Source organism: Nocardia niwae NBRC 108934 = DSM 45340 (genome assembly GCF_001613465.1).
Lineage (GTDB): Bacteria > Actinomycetota > Actinomycetes > Mycobacteriales > Mycobacteriaceae > Nocardia > Nocardia niwae.
Map to the genome: position 1 here is coordinate 1 of NZ_BDCK01000061.1, position 20,760 is coordinate 20,760.

General features: G+C 68.7%; 16 protein-coding genes. 14 read left to right on the forward strand and 2 right to left on the reverse strand.

Going from position 1 to position 20,760, the window contains the following annotated elements:
* The first annotated feature begins 520 nt into the window (after positions 1-520).
* From NNI01S_RS32145 to NNI01S_RS32165, 5 genes are read left to right on the forward strand one after another with little or no spacing between them, the layout of a single operon-like run.
* Entirely contained in the window at positions 521-2,110 is a 1,590-nt protein-coding gene (locus NNI01S_RS32145) for a peptide ABC transporter substrate-binding protein (protein WP_063025188.1), read from the forward strand.
* A 43-nt stretch (positions 2,111-2,153) separates the two neighbouring features.
* Positions 2,154-3,080: an ABC transporter permease gene (locus NNI01S_RS32150; RefSeq protein WP_063025190.1), complete on the forward strand. Its 927-nt coding sequence runs from the start codon at positions 2,154-2,156 to the stop codon at positions 3,078-3,080.
* Positions 3,073-4,026, forward strand: coding sequence for an ABC transporter permease (locus tag NNI01S_RS32155; protein WP_063025192.1), 954 nt, complete (start codon positions 3,073-3,075; stop codon positions 4,024-4,026). Before NNI01S_RS32150 ends, NNI01S_RS32155 begins: the two co-directional genes overlap by 8 nt.
* On the forward strand, positions 4,023-5,714 hold the full coding sequence (locus NNI01S_RS32160) for a dipeptide ABC transporter ATP-binding protein (protein ID WP_063025194.1): 1,692 nt from the start codon (positions 4,023-4,025) through the stop codon (positions 5,712-5,714). The genes NNI01S_RS32155 and NNI01S_RS32160 overlap by 4 nt, the downstream gene beginning before the upstream one ends.
* Before the next feature lie 29 nt (positions 5,715-5,743).
* Positions 5,744-6,490, forward strand: a complete 747-nt coding sequence (locus NNI01S_RS32165) for a Fic family protein (RefSeq protein ID WP_063025196.1) — start codon at positions 5,744-5,746, stop codon at positions 6,488-6,490.
* Between the two features lie 486 nt (positions 6,491-6,976).
* On the opposite strand, the gene NNI01S_RS32170 is transcribed toward NNI01S_RS32165, so the two are convergent.
* Entirely contained in the window at positions 6,977-7,831 is an 855-nt protein-coding gene (locus NNI01S_RS32170) for an HAD family hydrolase (protein WP_439956162.1), read from the reverse strand.
* A 466-nt stretch (positions 7,832-8,297) separates the two neighbouring features.
* Here NNI01S_RS32170 and ssd point away from each other — a divergent pair, with 466 nt between their 5' ends.
* From ssd to NNI01S_RS32205, 7 genes are all read left to right on the forward strand, one after another.
* A complete protein-coding gene (gene ssd / locus NNI01S_RS32175; RefSeq protein WP_063025200.1) occupies positions 8,298-9,407 on the forward strand; it encodes a septum site-determining protein Ssd in 1,110 nt (369 codons plus the stop codon).
* A gap of 10 nt (positions 9,408-9,417) precedes the next feature.
* Complete coding sequence (locus tag NNI01S_RS32180) at positions 9,418-10,599, forward strand: TadA family conjugal transfer-associated ATPase (RefSeq protein WP_063025226.1); 1,182 nt, start codon at positions 9,418-9,420, stop codon at positions 10,597-10,599.
* Entirely contained in the window at positions 10,599-11,393 is a 795-nt protein-coding gene (locus NNI01S_RS32185; protein WP_063025202.1) for a type II secretion system F family protein, read from the forward strand. The genes NNI01S_RS32180 and NNI01S_RS32185 overlap by 1 nt, the downstream gene beginning before the upstream one ends.
* Positions 11,394-11,753: 360 nt before the next feature.
* The gene (locus tag NNI01S_RS32190) at positions 11,754-12,338 is read left to right on the forward strand and encodes a type II secretion system F family protein (RefSeq protein ID WP_245676465.1); all 585 of its coding nucleotides are present in this window, start codon (positions 11,754-11,756) and stop codon (positions 12,336-12,338) included.
* 744 nt (positions 12,339-13,082) lie between these two features.
* Positions 13,083-13,283, forward strand: a complete 201-nt coding sequence (locus NNI01S_RS32195; RefSeq protein WP_063025206.1) for a DUF4244 domain-containing protein — start codon at positions 13,083-13,085, stop codon at positions 13,281-13,283.
* Positions 13,284-13,342: 59 nt separating this feature from the next.
* Positions 13,343-13,657, forward strand: a complete 315-nt coding sequence (locus NNI01S_RS32200) for a TadE family type IV pilus minor pilin (protein WP_174554541.1) — start codon at positions 13,343-13,345, stop codon at positions 13,655-13,657.
* Positions 13,654-14,190, forward strand: a complete 537-nt coding sequence (locus NNI01S_RS32205) for an Rv3654c family TadE-like protein (RefSeq protein ID WP_369689724.1) — start codon at positions 13,654-13,656, stop codon at positions 14,188-14,190. Before NNI01S_RS32200 ends, NNI01S_RS32205 begins: the two co-directional genes overlap by 4 nt.
* 289 nt (positions 14,191-14,479) lie before the next feature.
* Here NNI01S_RS32205 and NNI01S_RS32210 read toward each other — a convergent pair whose 3' ends face one another.
* Positions 14,480-16,864: a DEAD/DEAH box helicase gene (locus NNI01S_RS32210; protein WP_435825083.1), complete on the reverse strand. Its 2,385-nt coding sequence runs from the start codon at positions 16,862-16,864 to the stop codon at positions 14,480-14,482.
* Positions 16,865-17,300: 436 nt separating this feature from the next.
* Here NNI01S_RS32210 and NNI01S_RS32215 point away from each other — a divergent pair, with 436 nt between their 5' ends.
* Positions 17,301-17,507: a cold-shock protein gene (locus NNI01S_RS32215; protein WP_011206895.1), complete on the forward strand. Its 207-nt coding sequence runs from the start codon at positions 17,301-17,303 to the stop codon at positions 17,505-17,507.
* Between the two features lie 373 nt (positions 17,508-17,880).
* Positions 17,881-20,727: a type I DNA topoisomerase gene (gene topA / locus NNI01S_RS32220; protein ID WP_245676469.1), complete on the forward strand. Its 2,847-nt coding sequence runs from the start codon at positions 17,881-17,883 to the stop codon at positions 20,725-20,727.
* The last annotated feature ends 33 nt before the right edge of the window (positions 20,728-20,760 follow it).

A 20,760-nucleotide genomic window follows, 5' to 3' on the forward strand; every position in this document is an offset into this window, starting at 1 on the left:
GCGTCGCGATCGGCCGCCGCACGCTCGTAGAGCGCGGCGCCGGCGTTCGCCTGGGCGGCGAACTCCGCGGTCGGCGGGTACGAGTCCCGGTGGTCGGCGCTGGTGTCAGTCATCTCGTCTCTTCTTTCCACGTAGCCTGAGCGCACGATTCGACGCAGCCATGATCGACAGTAATCAACTGTGACCCATGCCGCGTGTGGTGTGCCGAGCGGGTCTCGCGGGCGGCACGCCGCCGGGCGCGGGCCCGGGGTGGAGCTGTCGGCCCCGCCGGGACGGCAGCAATGTTCCGGTCGGGCCCGCATTTGCGCACGAAAGTTGGGGTGTTTCGGCGATGTTGCCGGATCGGTAACAAGTGCAACGAACTCGGATCAATCGGGTGACAGTGCCCGCGCCGGTGGTTACTCTGCCAACCACACAGGGGGATCGTGTCGGCGTGCGCTGATGGACCTCCGCGGGTGCCGGTCGGCTCCCCCCCCCCCCCTTCTCGTACCGGGAGGACGCGTTGAAATTCCACAGAGCGATGGCGCTGACCGCGGCGGTCGTACTCGCCACGAGCTTCGGGCTGTCCGCATGTTCCTCGGGCGACGACGCCGACGCCGACATCGTCACCGTCAACGGCGGCGAACCGCAGAACCCGTTGGTGCCCACCAACACCAACGAGAACATGGGCGGGCGCGTGGTCGACCGCCTGTTCGCGGGCTTGAAGTACTACGACGCGAGCGGCCGGGCGCACGACGAGATGGCCGAATCGATCCAGACCACGGATCGGAAGAACTACCGGGTGACCATCAAGCCCGACTGGAAGTTCACCGACGGCACCCCGGTGACGGCGAAGTCGTTCGTCGACGCGTGGAACTACGGCGCGCTCGGCGCCAACGCGCAGTTGCAGAGCTATGTGTTCGGCCCCATTGTCGGTTTCGACGAGGTGTCCGCGGAAAAGCCGACGGCACAGACGATGTCGGGCCTGAAGGTGATCGACGACCGCACCTTCACCATCGAGCTGAAAGCGCCCTCGATCGACTTCGAGACCGAACTCGGATACGCGCCGTTCTATCCGTTGCCGGACGCCGCGTTCAAGGACATGAAAGCGTTCGGCGAGAACCCGATCGGCAATGGCCCCTACAAGTTCGCCCGGACCGGGGCGTGGGAGCACAACGTCAAGATCGACCTGGTGCCCAACCCGGACTATCCCGGCGGCCGCTCGGCCAAGAACAAAGGGCTGCGGTTCGTGATGTACCAGTCCTTCGACACCGCGTACGCGGATCTGCAGGCGGGCAATCTGGACGCGCTCGACACCGTGCCCGACAGCGCCCTCTCCTCCTATCAGCAGGATCTCGGCGACCGCGCGATCACGAAGCCGACGGCCCAGAACCAGCACATCGGCGTCCAGTCCAATGTCGCGCACTTCGCCGGTCAGGAAGGGCTGCTGCGACGCCGTGCGATCTCGATGGCGATCAACCGGGAACAGATCGCGCAGAACATCTTCCACGGCACGCGGATCCCGGCGCGCGACTTCACCGCGAGCACGCTGCCCGGCTTCGACCCGAACCTGCCCGGTTCGGAGGTGCTGAAGTACAACCCCGACGAGGCCAAGAAGGTGTGGGCGCAGGCCGACGCGATATCGCCGTGGTCGGGCCGCTACGAGATCGCCTACAACTCCGACGGCGGCCACCAGGCCTGGGTGGAAGCGGTGGCCAACAGCGTCAAGAACACCCTCGGCATCGATGCCGTCGGTGCGCCGTACCCGACGTTCAAGAACATCCGCGACGAGGTGAACGCGCGCACGATCAACAAGGCGTTCCGTTACGGCTGGCAAGGTGACTACCCGACGATGCTGCAGTTCCTGACCTCGCAGTACTACAGCTACTCCGACACCAACAACGTCGACTACAAGAACCCCGAATTCGACCGGCTGCTCGACGCCGCCCTGGCCGCACCGACCCAGGATGATTCCTACAAGATCGTCGCGCAGGCGCAGGCGCTGCTGATCAAGGACCTGGCCGACGTTCCCGTGTTCGACTACGTGGCCGCCGCGGGCCGTTCCGACCGGGTGAGCAAGGCCGAACTCGCCTGGAACGGCCTGTTCGACTTCGAGAACATCGAGAAGTAGCCGCCGGCCGCCGGGCGCCCGGCGGCGCTACCCAGGAGGCGAAATGGCCTGGTATGTCGTGCGGCGTCTGCTGCAGATGATCCCCGTGTTCCTCGGTGCGACGCTGCTCATCTACGCGCTGGTGTTCCTCGTGCCGGGCGACCCGATCCACGCCCTGGCCGGTGACAAACCGATGACGCCCGCGGTGGAAGCGCAGCTGCGGGCGCGTTACCACCTCGACGAGCCGTTCCTCGTGCAGTACCTGCTGTATCTGAAGGGCATCGTCACGCTCGACTTCGGCACGGCATTCTCCGGCAGGCCGGTGCGGGACGAACTCGCCCGCGCGTTCCCGATCACGATCAAGTTGGCGTTCATGGCGGTGCTGATCGAGTCGGTCTTCGGCGTGCTGTTCGGCTTGATCGCCGGGCTGCGCAAAGGCAGGCTCTTCGATTCGACGATGCTGGTGATGAGCCTGATCGTCATCGCGGTCCCGGTCTTCGTGGTGGGCTTCCTCGCGCAGTATCTGCTCGGGGTGAAGTGGGGGATCGCTCCGGTGACGGTCTCCGGGAAGGCGACGGTCGGCGAACTGCTGGTACCCGCGATCGTCCTCGGCTCGCTCTCGTTCGCCTACGTCCTGCGTCTGACCCGGAACTCGGTGGCCGAGAACATGTCCGCCGACTACGTGCGCACCGCGACCGCCAAGGGGCTCGGTAGGCCGCGCGTAGTGACCGTGCACATCCTGCGCAACTCGATGATCCCGGTGGTCACCTTCGTCGGCGCCGACCTGGGCGCGCTGATGGGCGGCGCGATCGTCACGGAGGGCATCTTCAACATCCCCGGCGTAGGCGGCACGCTGTACCAGGCCATCACCAGGGGCGAGCCGCCCACCGTGGTCTCCTTCGTCACGGTGCTGATCGTCATCTTCCTGTTCACCAACCTGATCGTCGATCTGCTCTACGCCGCACTCGACCCGAGGATCCGCTATGCCTGACCCCACGCAGGGCGCAGTGCGCCGCGGCCAGCAGCACTTCGTCGCACCGCCCGACGAGGTCGAGGTGCTGGCGACCGACGCCGTGCTGGATGCGGGCGCGCCGACCAGCATCTGGCGCGACGCGTGGCGGCAGCTGCGGCGCAACCCGATCTTCGTCGTCGCGGCGGTGCTGATCGTGTTCGTGCTCATCGTGGTGATCTGGCCGGGGCTGTTCACCGACCAGGACCCGCGCTACTGCAACGGCGACTTCAGCATGGATCCGCGCAGCGCGGGCCACCCCTTCGGCTTCGACAAGCAAGGGTGCGACATCTACGCCCGGACCGTCTACGGCGCGCGCGCCTCCGTCCTCGCCGGAGTCGGCGCGACTCTGCTGTTCGTGCTGATCGGAGGAACGCTCGGGGCGCTGGCGGGGTTCTACGGCGGACCGCTGGACTCGATCGTCTCGCGCGTCGCCGAGATCTTCTACGCGATCCCGTTGATGCTGGCCGCCATCGTGACCATGCAGCTGCTGGATGCCCGCACGATCTGGACCGTGATCGTCATCCTCGCGACGTTCACCTGGCCGCAGGCTGCGCGGATCGCCCGCGGCGCCGTGATCCAAGCGAAGAACAGCGACTACGTCACCGCGGCGAAAGCGTTGGGCGTCTCCCGGATACAGACGCTCGCGCGGCACGTGCTGCCCAACGCGGCGGGCCCGCTGATCGTGGTGACCACGCTCTGGCTGGGCGTCTTCATCGTCACCGAGGCGACGCTGTCCTACCTCGGCGTCGGGCTGCCGCGCACCGTGGTGTCCTGGGGTGCGGACATCGCCACCGGCCAGAAGGAGATTCGCACCTCGGCCATCCTGTTCTATCCGGCGACAGCGCTGGCGCTGACCGTGCTGAGCTTCATCATGCTGGGCGACGCCGTGCGGGACGCCCTCGATCCGAAGGCGAGGAAGCGATGAGCGACGCCGACCGGCCGCTGCTCGAGATCACCGACCTGAACGTGGGTTTCACCGCCGACGGCAAGCCGGTGCCCGCGGTCCGGGACGTGAGCCTGTCGGTCTATCCCGGGCAGACCGTCGCCATCGTCGGAGAATCCGGATCGGGGAAGTCGACCACCGCGCACGCCGTGATCGACTTGCTGCCCGGCACGGGCCGGATCACCTCCGGGTCGATCAGGTTCGACGGCAAGGACCTCACGGCGGCCTCGAAACGAGAGATCGTCGCGGTTCGCGGCGGCGGCATCGGCTTCGTCCCCCAGGACCCGATGTCGAATCTGAATCCGGTGTGGAAGATCGGCTTCCAGATCCGCGAGACGTTGGCGGCCAACGGCATCGCGAAGGGCGCAGCCGCCGAGCGACGGGCCGTGGAGCTGCTCGAGGAAGCGGGCCTGCCCGACGCCGAACGCCGGGTGACCCAGTATCCGCACGAGTTCTCCGGCGGCATGCGTCAGCGCGCGCTGATCGCGATCGGCCTGTCCTGCCGACCGAAGCTGCTCATCGCCGACGAGCCGACCTCGGCGCTCGACGTGACGGTGCAGCGGCAGATCCTCGACCATCTCGGCGGGCTCACCGCCGAACTCGGTACCGCGGTGCTGCTGATCACCCATGACCTGGGGCTCGCCGCCGAGCGCGCCGAACACCTGGTGGTGATGTACCGCGGGCGCGTCGTCGAATCCGGCCCAGCCCTGCAGATCTTGCGCGATCCGCAGCACTTGTATACGAAGCGGCTGGTGAGCTCGGCGCCGTCGCTGGCCGCGCAGCGGCGGCCGGCGCGCCGGGCGAAGATCCGCGCGCAGGCCGTAGAGGCGGCCGAAGAGGTGGCGGCGGCCGATCCGGACCTCACGGTGGTGCCCGACGAGGTGCTGGTCGCCGAGCATCTGACGAAGACGTTCCGCATCCGGGAACGGACGCCGTGGAAATCGACCGAGTTCGTCGCGGTGGACGACGTGTCGTTCCGGCTGCGGCGGGGATCGACCACGGCGATCGTCGGCGAATCCGGCTCGGGCAAGACGACGGTGGCGCAGATGGCGCTCGGGCTGCTCGCGCCGACCTCCGGCACGGTCACCTTCGACGGCAAGGACGTGACCGCCCTGGACCGCAAGGGCGCCTTCGCTTTCCGGCGCCGGGTGCAGCCGATCTTCCAGGATCCCTATGGCTCGCTCGATCCGATGTACACGATCTACCGCACCATCGAGGAGCCGTTGCGCACCCATCGGATCGGCACGTCCGAGGAACGGGAGGCGACTGTGCGGGAACTGCTCGACAAGGTCGCGCTACCGGCCGGTGTGATGCGGCGCTACCCCAACGAGCTGTCCGGGGGACAGCGGCAGCGCGTGGCGGTCGCGCGCGCGCTCGCGCTCCAGCCGGAGGTGGTGGTGTGCGACGAGGCGGTGTCCGCCCTCGATGTGCTGGTGCAGGCCCAGATCCTCCGGCTGCTCAACGAGCTGCAGGCAGAGCTGGGGCTGACGTACCTGTTCATCACCCACGATCTGGCCGTCGTCCGGCAGATCGCCGACGACGTGCTCGTCATGCAGAGCGGCAAGGTCGTCGAAGCGGCGACGACCGACGAGGTGTTCGACCATCCACGGCAGGAGTACACGCGCAGGTTGCTCGACGCGATCCCGGGACGCGACCTGCTGGCCGGGTAGGTGGCCGGGCGCAAGTAGCCTCGTATGCCGTGACCGATCCGCTCCAGCCCCTCGTCGATCTCCCCGGTGTCCAGGACGCGGCAGACCGCGCCCGCGACGCGCTCGCCGAGGTGCACCGGCACAAGGCGAACCGGCGCGGGTGGCCGACCACGGCGGCCGAGGCCGCGGTGCGTGCGGCCCGGTCTTCGGCGGCCATCGACGGCGGCAGCACCGACATCCCCGCCGACGGGCGCGTGGCGGACCCGATCCTGGCCGGGGCGCTGCGCGTCGGCCAGGCGTTGGACGGGGACGCGCTGCGGAATCTGGTGGGCACCTGGCAGCGCGCTCCGCTGCAGGCCTTGGCGCGGCTGCATCTGCTCGCCGCGGCCGATCTGGTGCCGCAGGAGGAATCGCTCGGCAGGCCGCGCTTCGACTCGGGAGTGGCGCAGCGGCTGGACCTGCTGGCGCAGACGGTGCTCGGCTCACGCGCGCCCGCGCCGGTGCTCGCCGCCGTGGTACACGGTGAGCTACTGGCGCTGCGACCGTTCGGCACGGCCGACGGCGTGGTCGCGCGGGCGGCTTCCCGGCTGGTCGCGGTGTCCAGTGGGCTGGACCCACACAGCCTCGGCGTACCGGAGGTCTTCTTGTTGCGCAGGCGTCAGGCGTACCTGGACGCGGCCGCCGGCTTCGGCACCGGGGATGCGGAGGCCGTGGGCGGCTGGGTGATCTTCTGCTGCGGAGCTTTCGAGGACGGCGCGCGCGAGGCCACATCGATCGCCGACTCGGCGACGGGATAACCCCCGGACACACCAAAGCGGGCGGCGTTGTCTGTCGACCTCACCGCCCGCTAGCACGGACTACCCGGTTACCAAGCGTGCTAGGTGGGTTGTGTTCTGCGGCCTCGGCGACAATCCGGACATCGGCCGGTTCATCCCCGCAACCTGTGCGAGGCCTTCGCCGTCGACTATCCGTATTTCGCAGGCCCACAACGCTTCTGCCCTTGTCGCGGCGCGCTCCGCGTGGGTGCCTGGTGCCCGTGCTGGGAAGGAGGGTCGGGAGACAACGCCTTCTCTTCCGGTGCTGCCTTGGCCTTCCGTCCTTCCGTAGTTACCTTTCTACACTGTGACTGCACTCACATCAAGGGGTCGCAAGACATTGAAAAAACGGCGTGTTTCCCCGGCGTTTCATGGTTAAATGCCTGGTCCCGCGCCCTGTCTGCCAAGTCGGTGAAGTGCCCGCAAGCATCCGGCGACCGGTACCGGCGAGATGCTCCGCAGCTGGTCTCAGCGCTTACGGCGCAGCATGCGATAGCTGATCGCACCGGCCAGCACCGCGCTCAAGCCGACCGCGGCCGTGGCCGCGAGCGTCGTCGAGGACGGCGTCTGGAAGCGGGCCCACAGCGACACCGGGTTGGAGAAGGTCAGGACCGGCCACCCGCGCGCGGCGGCTTCCCGGCGCAGAGTGCGATCAGGGTTCACCGCGGTGGGGTGCCCCACCGCGCCGAGCAGCGGCAGATCGGTGATCGAGTCGGAATAGGCGTAGCACCGCGACAGGTCGTAACCCTCGCTCGCGGCGAGCTTTTCCACGGCCGCGACTTTGCCCTCGCCGTAGCAGTAGAACTCCACCTCGCCGGTGTATCTTCCATCCGCCACGACCATCCTGGTCGCCGCGGTGTGCGAGGCGCCGAGCGCTTCGGCGATCGGCGCCACGATCTCCTCGCCGGAGGCCGAGACGATCACCACGTCGTGGCCCCGAATGCGGTGGTCGGCGATCAAGTCGGCCGCCTCCGCGTAGATCAGCGGATCGACCAGCTCGTGCAATGTCTCGGCGACAATGGATTTCACCTGCTCTACGTCCCAGCCCGCGCACATGCTGGTCAGGTGGGCGCGCATTCGTTCCATCTGGTCGTGATCGGCGCCGGACAGCAGGAACAGGAAATGGGCGTAACTGCTCTCCAGGACGGCGCGGCGGTTCAACAGCCCTTGCGCGTAGAAGGGCTTGCTGAACACGAACGTGCTCGACTTCGCGATCACGGTCTTGTCCAGATCGAAGAAGGCCGCGACGCGTGCACCGGTAGTGGCTGAGTTGTCCACCTGACCAGGATAGGTGGCGGTGCCGCCTCCGCATCGTTCCGGCAGCCCGTCGCGGCTCTCGGTGGACGGACGAATTCGGCGCGCCGCGCTTGCGGCGTGGCCTCCTTGCCGTCGATGGGCCGCAGGTGGACGGCGGATGGTCTACTTCTGCCTCCTGTCGGCGCGCGTGTCCGGGGCGGCGGCGTGGGTCTGGGCGGCGCATCGTGGAGTTTGCCCCGCAGACGCCGACGCCACGGCGGCCACAAAGATGTCCGGCGGCAGACTTGCGTTCTGGGCGGTGCTTGGGTGTAGTATTGCTGGCACCTGGACATGGTCCAGGCGCGTTCAGCCCGACCCCCCGGGGCTGAACCCGACGGCCCCAGCCTCCTCCCCCCCCGGCTGGGGCCGTCCTCTATTTCCGGGACGGTGCGGTAGGGCGCCGGCCCAGGACAGTTCTCCACAACCAGGGATTTATCCCCAATCGGCCTATCGCCCCTTCTTTCCCTGTCCGGGTTCGGCGACGCTGACCTGCATGAACCTCGAAGCATCGGAGCCGCCCGGGCCGCCACCCGCGCTCGTGCTCATCGATGACGACCGCCTGCGCGACGAAGTCCGCCGTATCGCGGCGGCCGCGGAACGCCCGCTCGACGAGCGAGCGCAACCCGTCGGCCGACATGCGTGGACGGGCGCTCCGCTGGTGATCCTGGATACCGCCGCGGCGCGAGAGGCGGCCTCCGCCGGCTACTTGCGCCGGACCGGCGTGGTGGTGGTAACCGATGGTGAGCCAGATTTGCTCGACTGGCAGGCCGCCGCCTCGGTCGGCGCGCAGCGGGCTATCGCCCTGCCCGGCGCGGCGGTGGGGCTTATCGAGATGTTTGCTGAGTACGGCGAGCGGCGTGCGGGCGACGGTGTGGTGGTCGCCGTGGCGGGCGCGGGAGGTGGGGCGGGGGCGTCCACCCTCGCTGTCGCGGTCGCGTTGCGCGCCGCTGCGGAAGGGTTCCGGCGCGAGACCTTGCTGGTCGACGGCGCACCCTTCGCGGGCGGTCTCGACCTGCTGCTCGGTATCGAGAACACGGCGGGCCTGCGCTGGCCCGACCTGGTGATCGAGGACGGGCGCGTCTCCGCGACCGCGCTGCACGGCGCCCTACCCGTCGCCGCGCCCGGGCTGGCGGTGCTGTCCTGCGGACGCTGCGGTGCGGGACGATTGCCACGGGAACTCGGCGCGCCCGCGGTCCGCGCCGTGACCGAAGCGTGCCGGGCCGCAGGCGATTTCGTAGTTTGCGACATTTCCGGTGAGCGCGGGCCGCATGCCGACCAGATGCTCGACTCGGCGGATCTCGTCGTGCTGGTCGTTCCGGCACGACTGCGGGCGATCGCCGCCGCCGAAGCGGTGTCCGCGCACATCGCGCGGCGAAACCCGAACCAGGGCTTGATCGTCCGCGGCCCTGCGCCCGGCGGCCTGCTCGGATCCGAAGTCGCTGAGGTGCTCGATATCCCGCTGCTCGCCGCTGTCCGCGCCCAGACCGGCCTGGCGCACCGGCTGGAGCGCGGGGGGATCTCGGTGCGTCGTCGCGGGCCGCTGCGCGATGCCGCCGACGCCGTCCTCGGCGTGCTCAGCGCACCGCCCGGGCATCGACGGTGAGGAGGGGACGATGAACGCGATACTGACCAGCGAGCTGCTGGATCGGGTGCGGGAGCGTCTGGCAGGCGAGACCGGCGATCCGGATCCGGCGCAGGTCGCCGCCGCCATCCGGGCGGAGGCCGGCGGGGTGCTCGGAGACACCGACCTGCTGCGCGCTCTGCGGCTGTTGCAGACCGAGCTGACCGGCGCGGGCGTACTCGAACCGTTGCTGCACGACCCCAACGTCGCGGACGTCTTGGTGACGGGGCCGGACGCGGTGTGGATCGATCGCGGGCACGGTCTGGAAAGGACTTCGATCACCTTTGCCGACGAGGCCGCGGTCCGGCGGCTGGCGCAGCGCCTGGCCCTGTCGGCAGGGCGGCGGCTCGACGACGCGCAACCATGGGTGGACGGCCGGCTATCGGGAACCGGTACGGCACTGGGCGATTCGTTCGGCGTTCGGTTACATGCGGTGCTGGCGCCGATCGCGCACGGCGGCACTTGTCTGTCGCTGCGTGTACTTCGTCCGGCCACCCAGGGGCTCGACGCACTGGCCGCGGCGGGATCGGTGCCCGCCGACGCGAAGCTCCTGCTGGAGCGCATCGTCCGGGCGAGGCTGGCCTTCCTCGTGGTCGGCGGCACGGGAGCCGGGAAGACGACGCTGCTGTCGAGCCTGCTCGCGGCGGTGGACCCGGGCGAGCGGATCGTCTGCGTCGAGGATGCGGCGGAACTTGCGCCACCCCATCCGCACGTGGTCCGACTGGTCGCCAGGACCGCGAACGTGGAGGGTGTCGGGGAGGTCACCGTGCGCGACCTGGTCCGCCAAGCGCTACGCATGCGGCCGGACCGGATCGTGGTCGGCGAGGTCAGGGGAGCCGAGGTGGTCGACCTGCTGACCGCGTTGAACACCGGTCACGACGGAGGGGCAGGCACCGTGCACGCCAACTCGCCGCGGGAAGTCCCGGCCCGGCTGGAAGCCCTCGCCGCACTGGGCGGACTGGCGCGAGCGGCCTTGCACAGTCAACTCGCCGCCGCGGTGCAGGTCGTCCTGCATGTACATCGACGAGCCGATGGCACGCGCGGTCTGCGCGAGATCGGGCTCGTGCACCGTACAGGCGACGGGTGCGTGCGGATCACACCCGCCTGGCGCGACGCCGGTGCCGCCCCGGCCGCCACGGATCTGGCCGGCCTGCTCACCGAGCGGCTCGACTGATGAGCGGCGCGGTGTTGTGTCTCGCGCTGGCGTTGGTCGTAGTGCCTGCGCCGCGATCGCGCCGCCGGTTCGGTCAGCTGTTCGCCGCCCGGAGGGAGTATCGAATGCCTCGACGGCAAGGGCTGTTTCGCTTCGGTGCGAGTGCGAGCATGGTTTTCGCGTTCGTCGTCTTGGGGCCCGGTCCTCTGCTCGCTGCTTGCATGATCGCCGGAACGGTCGGGGTGAGGGCTCGCCGGGCGGCGCGGGAGCGGCGCCGGAACGTCGAGCAGGCGCACCTGCTCGATGCTCTGGAAGCCGTGATCGCCGAACTGCGGGTGGGGGCCCACCCGAGCGCCGCCGCCGCGTCCGCCGCCCGTGAGGTGCAGGGGGAATCCGCACACGCCTTCGCCGTCGGCGCCGCACGCAGCCGCCTCGGCGGCTCGGCGGCCGAGGGGCTGCGCCGGCCGGATTCTCCGATCGCCACGGAGTTCGCCCGGGTGGCGGGCGCCTGGCAGGTGGCCGAGCAGCACGGCCTCGCACTGGCCGAGTTGCTGTCGGCGGCCCGGACGGATCTCGCGGGGCGCCTCCGATTCCACGGCCGCACCACCGCCGCGCTGGCCGGGGCGCGCGCAACGGCCGCGGTCCTGGCCTGTCTTCCGTTTCTAGGCATCGCGCTCGGCCAAATGATGGGCGCCGCGCCCCTGCATGTTCTGTTCGTCTCGTCGGCGGGGACAGTGCTGCTCCCGCTCGGCGCGGGCCTGGCTTGTGCGGGGTTGCTGTGGACCGATGTGATCACGCGAAAGGTGCTGACATGACATCACCTTCGACGGAAGGCCGTGCTCGGCCGTATGTCCGGCCAGAGCGACTGCCGCCTTCGAGCCCGGTGGTCGGTAGGGAGAGCAGCTTCGCATGTGTGCCCGCTCCGCCGGTGTTTCGTATGCGAGCCGCGAGTCGTCCGGACGCTCGAAGCCGTTGCCGGATAGGCGTTCTGCGGCTGCGGCGACTGCTCGCCGCCCTCTTCGTCCCGCTCGTCGGCAGTGCCGGGGCTCGATGGACACGGGGTGCGCCGCCACGTGGCCTGGCGGCGGCTCGGGCAGGTGGTTCTCGCACAACGGATCCGGTGAGAGGGGTTGACGATGGGGTTCACCCCTGGAACAGCATTGCCATTGCTCCTGATGGCAGCCGCGCTCGTACTGCTGCCGGGCCGGGTGGCGGTGAGCAGGCGGTTGCACATCCTCGGCCGGACGCCCTCTGCACCGGCCGAGCCGCCGCATCGAGGGGAACAGGGGGCGGATCCACTGGCTGTCGCCTCGATCCTCGACCTGCTGGCGGCCTGCCTGCGCGCCGGATTGCCCATGGCGGGGGCGGCTCGCGCCGTGGCGCCGGAAGCACCGCAAGCGCTCGGCGATGCGCTGCGACGGGCGGCGGACTTGCTCGCACTCGGCGCAGACGCGTCCACGGCCTGGACCCAGGTGGCCCGGGATGCGAACGGGCGCCCCGGAGCCGAGGAGGTCGAGTCGCTGGCACGGATGGCGCGGCGTTCGGCGCGGTCCGGATCCTCATTGGCGGCCGCTGTGACGGAACTGGCCGAGCAGCGCAGGTCCGCGGTCGAAGACGTGGCAGCCGCGAAGGCGGAGCGGGCAGGCGTCCTGATCGGCGGTCCCTTGGGTCTTTGCTTTCTCCCGGCCTTCGTCTGCCTGGGCATAGTGCCGGTGGTCATCGGCTTGGCCGGCCGAGTGCTCGACGGCGGGCTGCTGTAACCGCGCGCCTTTGCATGACCGCGCCGCACACGAGGTGGGACATGACGCGTTCGCGCGGAACCATCACACAGCTTCGCTCGGGCATGGTTGGTAAGCCCGCGACTGCGGCTGTGCCTCCCGCTGGATCGGAGGACATCCGGCGCGGCGGCACCACGTGGTTCGCGAGGGTGGCTCAAGAGTGCGGTGGCATTGTCGTTCGCCGACGGCCCCGATCGGGGAGGGAGCCGTGCGGCTGGTCGCTCGGCCTGCGGTGCGGCGGCCCGAGGGTGCGCCGATTCTTCGGCACTTCCACAGCTGCCTTGCGCGCGGAGTCGTGCCGGCAGGCCGGAAGGCCGGCCCGGCGGTACCGGGCATTCCTGCCGCTGGGCGAGCGGTCACCGTTGGCCGTGTGGTGCGTTGGCTCGTCACCGGTTCGGCGGCATGGCGAGGTGGTGCCGGTTTCGTCGCTGAGAGTTCGCTCGTCTGATCTGGATATGCCGGTTACCGGCGGGCCAGATGTGGACTCGTGGAGATGTGGCTGTTCATCTGGTCTGTCGTCAAACCGGTTGCTGTCGTCGAGTGATTCGCTAGAGGTTCGCTCTCCAGATCTGGAGGTGGGGACTGGAGGAGGGCAGCTGGGTTCGGGGCGGCGGTGGGCTGCACGGCGTTCATCGGAAGAAGCGTGCTCGTGCGGATCGGCCGCATGGGCCGGAGAGGAGGAATCGGGTGCGTATTCAGGGGGTCGCGAGGTCCGTCGACCGGAGGATGAGGGCTGTATATATGGCCTTGCGTTCGCGAGTGCTCCGGGCGGTGGTCGCGGAGGAGGGCATGAGCACGGCCGAGTACGCGATCGGCACGATCGCGGCGGCGGCGTTCGGCGCCGTGCTCTACGGCGTGGTGACGGGCGACAGCATCGTGAACGCGTTGACGAAGATCATCGATCGGGCATTGAACACCTCGGTGTAGCCGTGGCCACGGCACGGCGGTGCCGTCCCACGCCGGGACCGGGCGGCGATCGGGGAGCGGTGACGGTCGAGGCGGCGCTCGCGCTCACCGCGGTCGTCGCCACCGTGGTGCTCTGTCTCGGAGCTTTGCTGGCGGCGTCGACCCAGGTGCGCTGCGTCGACGCCGCCCGTGAGGCGGCCCGTCTCGTCGCACGGGGCGATCAGGCGAATGCCCGCCCAGCGGCCGAGCGTATCGCGCCGCCGTCGGCCGGCATCGTTTTCCGCACCGACGGCAGTCACGCCATAGCCGTGGTTTCCGCGCGAACCCCACTGCTTCCCCTGCTCACTCTCCGCGCCGAAGCGGTCGCGACCCTCGAACCCGGGGTTGCGAAGTGACGGCGGCGGTCGCCGTGCAGTCCCGCACGGAGATCGAGGCGCCTCGCCGAACGTGGCAGCTGCGGCGTCGCCCCATCGCCACAGCTGGGTGTGACATGGATTCGAGCGGTCTCGGTGAGTGGGTCGTGATCGGCGGCCGCAGCACCTGGGCCAACAGGCGTCCGTGCTTTGCCGGTGGGCTGCCTGCGTCCGGTGAGGAGGGGCTGGCCACCGTCTTCGTGTGTCTGGCGCTGGTCGCGCTGATCGGTGTGACGCTCCTGATCGCACAGGTGGGCGTGGTGGTGGTCGCCCGGCATCGGGCGCAGGCGGCGGCCGACATGGCGGCGCTGGCCGCGGCGGGTGCGTTGGTCGAGGGCGTCGACGCCGGGTGCGCGGAGGCGGACGAGGTGGCGCGGCGGATGGGGGCGCGAATCCGAGTCTGTGAGGCGGCGGAGTGGGACGCGACGGTCATCGTGGAAAGGAATGTACCAATGAGTCTGTATGGCGATCGCGTCGTTCGGGCGATCGCGCGGGCCGGACCCGTTGAAGAGTGACGGAGTTCGATACACAGTCGCGCTTGCGTCGCTTCCGGTAGCGGAAATCGGTAATTCTACTGGCTGGTTAAATGTGGCCTCCCGGAATTCCCCGCATGGACCCGGATATCAAAAACGAATGAATGCGCATGTCCGCAATGGCGGGGGTGGCAATAGTCTAGTTAACATGAATCTAGTCCTTTTTATTCGGAGGAGGTGAAGCAGTGTCATTCCACTGAGGCGCCGTCCGCCTCGCCCAGCGTGTGCGCTGGCTAGGTCGACAATTGGTCACATGTCCGGCTCTGCGCCGTCACGAATCGAGCGGCGCGTCTTCACCAGCGGTCAGCTCGGCCAGGACGGCGGTGAGCAGGCGCGCCGCAGCCGCCTTGTCCAGCGGGTGGTTCCCGTTGCCGCACTTGGGTGATTGGACGCAGGACGGGCAGCCGGCCGCGCAGCCACACGACTCGATGGCCCCCAGGGTCGCCGAAAGCCACTGTCGTAGTTGAGCGAATCCGCGTTCGGCGAACCCGGCCCCGCCGGCTTGGCCGTCGTAGACGAAGACGGTGGGCAGCCCGGTGTCCGGATGCTCGGCGGTGGAGACACCGCCGATATCCCACCGGTCGCAGGTCGCCACCAGGGGCAACAGCCCGATCGCGGCGTGCTCCGCCGCGTGCAGCGCACCAGGGACGTCCTGAGGTTCGATTTCGGCCAGCGCCAGCAATTCCGGCGTCACGGTGTACATGACCGCCCTGGTGGGCAGGGTCTGCGGCGGCAGGTCGAGTTCGACCAGATCGAGCACTTCGCCGGTGACCAGCGTGCGCAGGTAGCCGATCACCTGGCTGGTAACCCGTACCAGGGCCAGACCGGCCGTCACGTGACCGTGCGCGCGGTGTTCGGTCACCTCGTCGACGGCGATCGAGGTCACCTGACGCGCGCTGGTCGTCCACCCCGGCTCGTCGGCGTGCACGAAAGCGACGCCGTCCGCCATATCCAGCTCGTCGACCACGTAGGTCTCGCCTTGGTGCAGGTGAACGGCGCCGGGGTGCAGTGTCGCCCGGGCCCGTCCCGCGTCGGCGGTGCCGAGCAGCCTGCCGGTTTCGCCATCCACGATGGCCACCGGAGCGCCGATTCCGCCCCGGACGTCCACCGCGTCGTGCGGCTGCGTCTCGGCGGTCACGTACCAGCGTGCGCGTTCGTCCGTTCCGCGCCGCCTGATCAGCCCTTTCTCGGCCAGCTCGGCCAGCACAGGGCGGGCGTCGAGCTCGTCCACCTCGGCGTCGGTGAGCGGCAGCTCCAGCGCGGCGCACAGCAATTGCGGACCCAGTACGTAGGGATTGCGCGGATCGGTGATGGTCGCCTCGACCGGTTTCTCCAGCAGCGCTGCGGGGTGGTGGACCAGGTAGGTGTCCAACGGGTCGTCTCGCGCCACCAGCAGCACCAGTGAACCTTGGGTGCGTCGTCCCGCCCGGCCCGCCTGCTGCCAGAACGACGCCACCGTTCCGGGAAAACCCGAGATGACCACGGCGTCCAGGCCCGCGATGTCGACTCCGAGTTCCAACGCGCTGGTGGTCGCCGCGCCGAGCAGCGATCCGTCCGACAGTGCCGCTTCCAGATCACGCCGATCCTCTGCGAGATATCCCGCTCGATAGGACGCCACGCGCGCGGCGAGATCCGGATCTACCTCGGCCAATAACCTTTTGGCGTCCATCGCGGTCAGCTCGGCAGCCCGCCGGGACCGCACGAAGGTCAGGGTCCGCGCGCCTTCGGTCACCAGATCCGCCATGATCCGCGCCGACTCCGCGGTGGCGGGTCTGCGCACCGGCGCGCCGTTCTCGCCGGTCATCGCGGTGAGCAGGGGCGGCTCCCAGAGCGCGACGGTCCGCGGCCCCTGCGGTGATCCGTCCTTGGTGACCGCGGTGCAGGGCGCGCCGACCAGACGCGACGCGGCCGCCGCCGGTTCGGCGGTGGTCGCCGAGCAGAGCACGAACACGGGATCGGCGCCGTACCGTGCGGCGATTCGCCGCAGCCTGCGCAGCACCAGCGCCACGTGCGAACCGAAAACACCCCGATAGGCGTGGCATTCGTCCACCACCACGTACCGCAGCCTGCGCAGAACGCGGGCCCAGCGCTGGTGCGATCGAAGGATGCCCAGGTGGAGCATGTCCGGATTGGTGAAGATCCAGCGCGCGTTGGCGCGCACCCACTGCCGGATCTCGGCCGGCGTATCGCCGTCGTAGGTGGCCGGATGGATATCCCGCAGCGGGCCTTCATGGGTGAGCGCGCCGACCGCACGCAGCTGATCGGCGCCGAGCGCCTTGGTCGGCGACAAATACAGTGCGGTGGCCTTCGGATCGGCTTGCAGCGCGGTGAGCACCGGAAGCTGGTAGCCGAGCGATTTGCCCGAGGCGGTCCCGGTGCTCACCACCACGTGCTGCCCGTGGAACGCCTGCTCCGCCGTCTCCACCTGATGGCTCCACGGCGCGCCGATGCCCGTTTCTCGCAATGCGGCAACCACTTCCGGGGATGCCCATGCGGGCCAGGTCGAGTGGTCGGCGGGCCGCGCGGGCAGCTCGGCCACATGGGTCAGCCGGGGGTCGTCGTCCGGCGCCCCGGTTAGGACACGATTCAGCAACGATGTCCCGTAGGCGGACTCGGTTCGAGGCCGTCCACGCAGCGCTGAGTCCGGTGGATTCACGGCCGGAACCCCGCAACACGCTCGGGAAGTGTGAAACGTGTGCGTCCGGGAACCTCTACCTGCCATTTCGATACCAAATAGCGACCTGGGTCACAGCTTGTATGCCGAACGTCCACTCGGTTATCACCAAGCAAACGAACCCCAAGTCTGGATTCCGCCATTGTGTCCCTCACCTGCGCATTCGCAAGATCAACTTTTTTGCAAATTGTCGGTAACTCGACTGTTGAATTGCCCGAAGACATGGTTCACTGGTTCCTGGTCGCAAGCTTCTGTGTTCGAGGGACGGATCCAAAGTCCAAACCGTCAGCAGGATCGATGTTGCGAACGGTGTGCTTGGTGCTTTCCTGCAGGGGGAACCAACAGTACAGCGGTCGGAACGGACCCGGTGGACGAACCCAGTTGTCCGCCGTTCCGGTAAGAAAAGAGAAGGAACAGAATGGCACAGGGAACTGTGAAGTGGTTCAACGCGGAGAAGGGGTTCGGCTTCATCGCGCCGGAGGACGGCTCCGCTGACGTCTTCGTCCACTACTCCGAGATTCAGGGTTCGGGTTTCCGCACCCTCGAGGAGAACCAGAAGGTCGAGTTCGAGGTCGGCCAGGGCACCAAGGGCCCGCAGGCCACCGGAGTGCGTGCGCTCAGCTGAGCGGCGCAGGATCCACAGCTCGTCCCTCACCACCGGCAACGGGGTGAGGGACGAGCTATATCTGGGGTAGTCACGGCCCGTGTGAGCCGGCGGAACGTACCGCCGAGCATGCCGCGGCGCAGGTGTGGCGAAACGACAAGGCATACTGATTCGAACTCACGGGCGTACGCTCGGTGGTTCGAGTCGCAAGCACTCGACCACACGCGGCGTCACGGTATAAACGTGTCTGGTGCGACGTTCAGCCGTCGCAGCCGCTCACCCCAAGCCGCGCACAGCGGAAATACGCAGCGCGGGTCGATCAGGAAAGGTGTATTCGCCGGTGGCAACACGAGACCGCGGTGCAGCCGACCAGGGCCGTCCCCTGCGTCGTCTCGTGATCGTCGAGTCCCCGACCAAGGCCCGTAAGATCGCGCCGTACCTGGGTCGCAACTACACGGTCGAGGCGTCGGTCGGTCATATCCGGGATCTGCCGCGGGGAGCGGCCGACGTCCCGGCCAAGTACAAGGGCCAGTCCTGGGCGCGTCTCGGCGTGGACGTGGACAACGACTTCGAACCCATCTACGTCGTGAGCCCGGACAAGAAGGCCAAGGTCACCGAGCTCAAGAGCCTCCTGAAGGACGCCGACGAGCTCTACCTGGCCACCGACCCCGACCGCGAGGGCGAGGCGATCGCCTGGCACCTGCTGGAAACGCTCAAACCCAAGGTGCCGGTCCGGCGGATGGTGTTCCACGAGATCACCGAACCCGCCATCCAGGCCGCCGCCGCGGACACCCGCGACCTCGACAACGATCTGGTGGACGCCCAGGAAACCCGCCGTATCCTGGACCGCCTCTACGGCTACGAGGTCAGCCCCGTCCTGTGGAAGAAGGTCATGCCGCGGTTGTCGGCGGGCCGCGTGCAGTCGGTGGCCACCCGGGTGATCGTGCGGCGCGAGCGCGAGCGGATGTCGTTCCGTTCGGCCGAGTACTGGGACATCGCCGCGAAGCTCGACGCGGGCAACGGCGAGGAGAGCGACGCCACCAACCCGAGGACTTTCGGCGCACGGTTGGTCACCGTCGACGGCGCGCGGGTCGCCACCGGGCGCGATTTCGGCTCGGACGGCCAGCTCAAGGCCGCGGGCGGCGTCGTCGTGCTGGACGAGGGTTATGCGCGTCGGCTGGCCGAATCGCTGGACGGCGCCGATCTGGTGGTCTCCTCGGCGGAGGCCAAGCCGTACACCCGCAAGCCCTATCCGCCGTTCATGACCTCGACGCTGCAGCAGGAAGCGGGCCGCAAACTCCGTTTCACCTCCGAGCGGACCATGCGGGTCGCTCAGCGGCTGTACGAGAACGGCTACATCACCTATATGCGTACCGACTCGACGACCCTGTCGGAGTCGGCGATCGCGGCGGCGCGGGCGCAGGCGACCCAGCTCTACGGCTCGCAGTTCGTGCACCCGACCGCGCGGCAGTACAACCGCAAGGTGAAGAACGCCCAGGAGGCGCACGAGGCGATCCGTCCGGCGGGCGACACCTTCGCCACGCCCGGCGAACTGCACGCGCGATTGGACAACGACGAGTTCCGGCTCTACGAACTCATCTGGCAGCGCACCGTCGCCTCTCAGATGGCCGACGCCAGGGGCACCACGCTGACGCTGCGCATCACCGGCGTCGCGGGCACCGGCGAGGAGTGCGTGTTCTCCGCTTCCGGGCGCACCATCACGTTCCCCGGCTTCCTGAAGGCCTATGTGGAGAGCGTCGACGAGGAGGCGGGCGGACAGTCCGACGATGCCGAGTCCAGGCTCCCCGCGCTGGAGGAGGGTCAGGCGGTCACCGCGGTCGAGCTGAATCCCGATGGGCACAGCACCAATCCGCCCGCGCGCTACACCGAGGCATCGCTGATCAAGACGCTCGAAGAGCTCGGCATCGGCCGTCCGTCTACGTATTCCTCGATCATCAAGACGATCCTCGACCGTGGCTACGTCTACAAGCGCGGCAGCGCGCTGGTGCCGTCGTGGGTGGCGTTCGCCGTGATCGGCTTGCTGGAGGAGCATTTCGGCCGACTGGTCGATTTCGACTTCACCGCTGCCATGGAGGACGACCTCGACGCCATCGCCGGTGGACGCGAGCAGCGCGGAAACTGGTTGTCCAGCTTCTACTTCGGCGGCGATCACGGCGTGGAAGGGTCGGTCGCACGCTCCGGCGGTCTGAAGAAGATGGTCGGGGAGCGGCTCGACGACATCGATGCGCGCGAGATCAACTCCATCAAGCTGTTCAATGACGCCGCCGGGCGCGACGTCGTCGTCCGGGTCGGCAAGTACGGGCCGTACCTGGAGCGAATGGTCGCCGATCCCGATGACCCCGAGGGCAACTCGGTGTCCCAGCGGGCCAATCTCCCGGACGATCTGCCGCCGGACGAGCTGACTCCCGAGGTCGCCGAGAAGCTGTTCGCGACCCCACAGGAGGGCCGCTCGCTCGGCGTCGATCCCGAGACGGGGCACGAAATCGTCGCCAAGGAAGGGCGTTTCGGCCCGTACGTCACCGAGATCCTGCCCGAACCGCAGGCCGCCGATGGGCAGGAACCGGGCAAGAAGACCGCGAAGAAGGCCGCGGCGCCGAAGCCGCGCACCGGTTCGCTGTTCAAGTCCATGGATCTGGCCACCATCACGCTGGACGATGCGCTGAAGCTGCTGTCGTTGCCGCGCGTGGTCGGTACCGACCCGGCCGGCGGCGAGGAGATCACCGCCCAGAACGGACGCTACGGGCCATACCTGAAGAAGGGCACCGACTCGCGGTCGCTCAACACCGAGGACCAGATCTTCACCGTCACGCTCGAAGAGGCGCTGAAGATCTACGCGGAGCCCAAACGTCGTGGGCGGCAGGCTTCCAGCGCCGCGCCGCTGCGGGAACTCGGCAACGACTCGGCCTCGGGCAAGCCGATGGTGATCAAGGACGGCCGCTTCGGCCCGTATGTCACCGACGGCGAGACCAACGCGACGCTGCGTAAGGGCGACGAGATCGAATCGATCACCCCGGAGCGGGCCATGGAACTGCTCGCCGACCGGCGGGCACGCGGACCGGTGAAGAAGACCGCGAAGAAGGCCGCGGCGAAGAAGGCGCCCGCCAAGAAGACCGCGGCCAAGAAGACCGCCGCCAAGAAGGCGACCACGGCCAAGACGGTGGCCAAGAAGACCGCGGCGCAGAAGACGGCGGCGAAGAAGACCGGCGTCGGGAAGTCGTGAGTTCTCGCTCGTGGTGACGGCCGTAGCCTGAGC